The following is a 5,419-nucleotide window of genomic DNA, read 5'->3' on the forward strand; positions in this document are numbered from 1 at the left end:
GTGGGTGTTTTCCCGGGGTGATGGCGCCCAGGCGGGGCCGTTCTGGGGTGTTTTGCGTCCGAAATGCCCAGTCTTTGACCTTGAACTTTGTGGGGCCACCGCCATCTGTCTTGCACGGAGCCCGCACTTGCGCACAATGCGGGCTGTCTTAACCGCCCACATGGGCAAGGATGTTCACTTGAGCAAGTTCCGCAAAGGTCTTCTGGCTTTGATGGTCGCCGTGGCAGGTGTCGGCATGGTGTCGGCCCCGATGGACGTGGAGGCCAAGCGCCTTGGCAGCGGCCGCCCCGCCGGCATGCAGCGTCAGATGCCCGCCAAGCCTGTCGACAACGGCAGCCCCGCCGTCAAGCCCGGACAGCAGGCCACCAATGCGGCGCCGGCCACCCCGGCCGCGCCGCCGGCTGCGGCCCCTGGCAAGCGTTCCTGGATGGGCCCGCTGGCCGGTCTGGCCGCCGGTCTGGGCATCGCCGCGCTGGCCAGCCATTTCGGCTTCGGCGAGGCTTTGGGCAATTTCATGACCATGGCCCTGGTGGCGATGGCCGCCGTGTTCCTGATCGGCTTCCTGATGCGCAAGTTCGGCAAGGGCGCTGCCGCCCAGGGCCCGCAGCTGGCCGGCGCTGTTGCGCCTTATGGTCAGCCGCAGCAGCCCCAGGCTGCACAGCCTTCGGCTTTCGAGCGCTCGGCCACGCCGCAGCCCGGCAGCTTCGGCGCCACGGGCGGCCTGTCGGGCACGCCGGGTGCGCAGCCTTTCTCTGCCACGGGCGCGGCCAACGCGTCACCTGTGTCGGCCCTGCCGGCCGGCTTTGATGTGGCCGGTTTCGAACGCCTGGCCAAGATGATCTTCATCCGCCTCCAGGCCGCCAACGACGCCGGCAATGTGGACGATCTGCGCAAGTTCACCACGCCCGAGCTGTTCGCCTCTCTGCGTCTTGACCTGCAAGAGCGCGGCCAGACGCCGAACCAGACCGATGTGGTCGAGCTCCAGGCCGAGGTGGCGGACACGGCCCGCGACAACGGCCTGCTGATCGTGAGCGTGCGCTTCCATGGTCTGATCCGCGAAGAGGCCAACGCCCCTGCTGCGCCCTTCAGCGAACTGTGGCACCTGGTGCGCCCGCTCGACGAGAGCGCCGATTGGGCGATTGCCGGCATCACGCCGCTGGACGCCTGACGCTCCTCACCGGCATGTGAACTCGCAGCCGTGATCGACCATGAAAAAAGGCCCCTCGGGGCCTTTTTTCTTTGCCTGTGCGGCAGTTGACGCGGGGTGCAGAAGCCGATCAGGCCTTCTTGGCGTAGCCCGAGCACCAGCCCTTGGCGTTGGCCTGTTTGCCGCCCAGCAGGGGGCAGGCACCCCAGGCGTCACCGGCCTTGCCCTGGAAGAACTGGCAGTTGCCGCACACGGCGCCCGCTTTGTAGGTGGGGTATTTCTTGGCGTCGACCTTGGTGGCGTCGTGCTTGTAGCCCAGGCCGGCGGCGCCAGGGTCTTTTTCATCGGCATGGGCAGCGGCCTGGGCGTGGGCGCCGGTGGCGGTGGCCAGGGCGGCCACGGTGGCGGCAGCGGGCACGATGGTGAACATGAATTGGCGACGGCTTGTCATGGGGGGACTCCTGTGGGGTGGGGAACAAAAGCGGGTTTGACCCTGCTTTGACGCATCTTAGGCTGACTCTTGTTTTGTGTTCGGCGTCAGAATGGATTCGATCGCGTCAAATTGAGGTCGGATTGGCCTGAAAAGGAACAGAACATGGTCACGCAACCCGGCTGGCACGACGATGCCAGCACCCCCCGATACCGCAGCAGTGCCGCAGCCCGGATGGTCAACATCCCCGTGGCGACCTTGCGCGTGTGGGAGCGCCGGTACCAGGTGGTGGGCCCTGCTCAGGCACCGTCCGGGCACCGACTCTACTCCAGCCAGGACGTGCGCCGCTTGGTGCTGATCAAACAACTGGTGGACCAGGGCAACGGCATCGGCACCCTCGCCAACCTCGAGACAGCCCGCTTGCAGGCCATGGCCGACGAGGTGGCCGGCGTGGTGGCCGCCGTGGCCCACCCGGAAGCCGCCAGCCGGCCGGACAGCGCCCCGGTGCGCGTGCTGCTGCTGGGCAAGAGCCTCACGGCGCGCCATGTGCAGCTGGTGTCCGAACTGGAAGGTGCGGCCCTGGTGGCCCACCTGGGTGAGGGCACCGAGGCCGAGCTGGCGGCGCGTGGCCTGCAGGCCGATGTGCTGCTGGCCGATGTGGGCGCCCTGCACATGGACACCGTGCAGTGGCTCTGGCGCCTGAGTCGCCTGGTGGGCGCACAGCAGAGCGTGGTGGTCTATGGTTTTGCGGCCAAGCACGTGCTCGAGTCCCTCAGGGCGCGGGCCGTGGTGCTGCGCCGCGCACCCCTGGCGCCGGAAGAGCTGGCGAGTCTGGTGGCCGAGGTGGCCCGTGGCTGGCGCAGCCTGAGCCAGGCCCAGCCCACGGTGCCCCAGATGGCGCCACCACCCCGGTTTGACGCCGCCGCGCTCGACGCCCTGACCCAGGCCATGCCGCGTGTGGCCTGCGAGTGCCCGCAGCACCTGGCCCAGCTGGTGACCATGCTGGCGCAGTTCGAGACCTACAGCGCCGATTGCGAGACCCGCCAGCCGGCCGACGTGGCCCTGCATGCCTACCTCTACCGCGTGGCCGGGCAGGCCCGCGCCATGATGGAAGACGCCCTGGTCACCCTGGCCGAGGCCGAAGGCGTGGACCTGGCTGGGGTGATGTCCCGCGCCGCTGCGCCCATGGGTGCGGGCCGCGGCAGGAGCCCGGCCGACAAGGTGAGCGCGTGAGCGCCGCGACGCCAGTGCTGCCCTCCACCGCTGACATGGCCGACCTGGCCTGGCTGGGCGAAGGCCTGGTGCTGGTGGTGGGCGCCTCGGGGGGCGTGGGGCAGGCCTTGTTCGCCGTCTTGCAGGCCAGGCTGGGGGCGGAGCGGGTCCGGGCCGCATCGCGCCACACCGAGCCCCGGCTCGACCTGCTGGACGAAGCCTCGGTCGCGGCCGCCGCGCAGGCCGTGTCCGCCTGGGCTCAGGCCCAGGGTCAGCCGCTGCGCCTGGTGATCGATGCCACCGGCTTCCTGCACGGCCAGGGCTTTGAGCCCGAGAAGGCCTTGCGCCAGCTGGATCCGGCCCACATGGCGCACGCTTTTGCGGTCAACGCCATCGGGCCGGCCTTGTTGATGAAGCACCTGCTGCCCCTGCTGCCACGCCAGGGGCGCAGCGTGTTCGCCACGCTCTCGGCCAAGGTGGGCAGCATCGGAGACAACCGCCTGGGCGGCTGGCACAGTTACCGGGCATCCAAGGCCGCACTCAATCAGCTCGTGCGCACCGCCGCCATCGAGCTGGCACGCAGCAGGCCGCAGGCCTTGTGCGTGGCCCTGCACCCTGGCACGGTCGACACCGGGCTGTCGCAACCCTTTGCCAAAACCGGGCTCACGGTGCGTTCCCCCGCAGAGGCGGCAGAACGGCTGCTGGGCGTGATGGCTGGCCTGCCGGAAGGCGGCTCCGGCGGCTTTTTCGACAGCGAAGGCCGGCCTTTGCCCTGGTGATCAGGCCGCGTCCTCGCTGTCTTCTTCCTCGCCCAGGAAGCCCCCGCTCTGGTGGGCCCACAGGCGCGCATACAGCCCGCCCTGGGCCAGCAGTTCGGCGTGCGAGCCTTGCTCCACGATCCGGCCCTTGTCGAGCACGATGAGCCGGTCCATGGCGGCGATGGTCGACAGGCGGTGCGCGATGGCCACCACGGTCTTGCCTTCCATCAGGCGGTAGAGGCTGGCCTGGATGGCGGCTTCGACCTCGGAGTCGAGTGCGCTGGTGGCCTCGTCGAGCAGGAGGATGGGGGCGTCCTTGAGCATCACCCGGGCGATGGCGATGCGCTGCCGCTGCCCGCCCGAGAGCTTGACGCCGCGCTCGCCCACGTGGGCGTCGTAGGCGGTGCGATCCTTGAGGTCGACCAGGGACTGGATGAAATCGTGGGCTTCGGCCTTTTGCGCGGCTTCGATCATCTCGGCGTCGCCCGCATCGGGGCGGCCGTAGAGGATGTTGTCGCGCACCGAGCGGTGCAGCAGCGAGGTGTCCTGCGTGACCATGCCGATCTGGCGGCGCAGGCTGTCTTGCGTGACCTGGGTGATGTCCTGGCCATCGATCAGCACGCGGCCCGATTCCACGTCGTAGAAGCGCAGCAGCAGGTTGACGATGGTGGACTTGCCCGAGCCCGAGCGGCCCACCAGGCCGATCTTTTCACCGGCCCGGATGTGCAGGTTCAGGCCCTCGATCACCGAGCGCTCGCCACCGTAGTGGAAGCCCACGTTCTCGAAGCGCACATCGCCCTGGCTCACGTTCAGTTCGCGCGCGTCGGGCGCGTCGACCACGCTGTGCGCGCGGGCAATGGTGTTGATGCCGTCCTGGATGGTGCCGATGTTCTCGAAGAGGCCGGCCATCTCCCACATCATCCAGTGCGAAATGCCGTTGAGGCGCAGGGCCATGGCCGTGGCCGCGGCCACCGCGCCGATGCCCACCAGGCTTTGCGTCCACAGCCACAGGGCCACGCCCGCGGTCGACATGATCAGCAGCATGCTCAGGATGTGGTTGACCAGCTCGAACCAGCTGACCAGGCGCATCTGCCCGTGCACGGTGAGGAGGAACTCCTTCATCGCGTGGCGGGCGTAACCGGCTTCGCGGTTGGCGTGCGAGAACAGCTTGACGGTGGCGATGTTGGTGTAGGCGTCGGTGATGCGGCCGGTCATGAGCGAGCGGGCATCGGCCTGGGCGCGGGCCATCTTGCTCAGGCGCGGCACAAAGAAGGTCACGGCCGAGCCGTAGAGCAGCAGCCAGCCCAGGAAGGGCGCCAACAGCCAGCCATCGAAGTGGCCCACCACGGCGGTCATGGTCACGAAGTAGATGACGACGAAGACCAGGATGTCGCAGACGGTGAAGCAGCAGTCGCGCACCGCCAGGGCGGTCTGCATGACCTTGGTGGCCACGCGGCCGGCGAACTCGTCCTGGTAGAAGCCCATGCTCTGGCCCAGCATGTGCCGGTGGAACTGCCAGCGCAGCTTCATGGGGAAGTTGCCGGCCAGGGCCTGGTGCTTGAGCAGGGTCTGCACCCACACGGCGATCGGGCTGGCCAGGAGGATGAGGGCCAGCAGCAGGAGCTTGTCGCGCGACTGGGTCCAAAGCTGCGAGGGCTCGACCTGGCTGAGCCAGTCGACGATGTTGCCCAGCATGCTGAAGAGCAGGGCCTCGAAGGCGCCGATGGCCGCCGTCAGCGAGGTCATGCCCAGGATGTAGCGGCGCACACCGTGGGTGGCGGACCAGACGAAGGGCATGAAGCCCTTGGGTGGGGTGCGCGGGGGCGCGTCGGAAAAGGGGTGGACGAGGTTCTCGAACCAGCTCAGCACTAG

The 5,419-nt window shown here is 68.6% G+C and carries 5 protein-coding genes; 3 read left to right on the top strand and 2 right to left on the bottom strand.

Annotated elements, in window-relative coordinates:
• Nucleotides 1-178: 178 nt before the first annotated feature.
• On the top strand, nucleotides 179-1,168 hold the full coding sequence (locus tag QZ994_RS18505; protein WP_290877133.1) for a Tim44 domain-containing protein: 990 nt from the start codon (nucleotides 179-181) through the stop codon (nucleotides 1,166-1,168).
• 109 nt (nucleotides 1,169-1,277) lie between these two features.
• Here QZ994_RS18505 and QZ994_RS18510 read toward each other — a convergent pair whose 3' ends face one another.
• Nucleotides 1,278-1,598: a high-potential iron-sulfur protein gene (locus QZ994_RS18510; protein ID WP_290877136.1), complete on the bottom strand. Its 321-nt coding sequence runs from the start codon at nucleotides 1,596-1,598 to the stop codon at nucleotides 1,278-1,280.
• A gap of 144 nt (nucleotides 1,599-1,742) precedes the next feature.
• Between QZ994_RS18510 and QZ994_RS18515 the strand changes: the two genes are divergently transcribed.
• Nucleotides 1,743-2,810 (top strand): MerR family transcriptional regulator, encoded by a 1,068-nt coding sequence (locus QZ994_RS18515; protein ID WP_290877138.1) that lies wholly within the window; start codon nucleotides 1,743-1,745, stop codon nucleotides 2,808-2,810.
• Nucleotides 2,807-3,568, top strand: coding sequence for an SDR family NAD(P)-dependent oxidoreductase (locus tag QZ994_RS18520; RefSeq protein ID WP_290877141.1), 762 nt, complete (start codon nucleotides 2,807-2,809; stop codon nucleotides 3,566-3,568). The genes QZ994_RS18515 and QZ994_RS18520 overlap by 4 nt, the downstream gene beginning before the upstream one ends.
• On the opposite strand, the gene QZ994_RS18525 is transcribed toward QZ994_RS18520, so the two are convergent.
• On the bottom strand, nucleotides 3,569-5,416 hold the full coding sequence (locus tag QZ994_RS18525) for an ABC transporter ATP-binding protein (protein WP_290877144.1): 1,848 nt from the start codon (nucleotides 5,414-5,416) through the stop codon (nucleotides 3,569-3,571).
• Between the last annotated feature and the right edge of the window lie 3 nt (nucleotides 5,417-5,419).

The sequence above is a fragment of the Aquabacterium sp. genome (assembly GCF_021768455.1).
GTDB lineage: Bacteria > Pseudomonadota > Gammaproteobacteria > Burkholderiales > Burkholderiaceae_C > Aquabacterium.

What these genes read in the sequence shown, in the direction of transcription:
- QZ994_RS18510 (WP_290877136.1), bottom strand. Translation starts at nt 1,598, where the DNA reads ATGACAAGCCGTCGCCAATTCATGTTCACCATCGTGCCCGCTGCCGCC.
- QZ994_RS18515 (WP_290877138.1), top strand. Translation starts at nt 1,743, where the DNA reads ATGGTCACGCAACCCGGCTGGCACGACGATGCCAGCACCCCCCGATAC.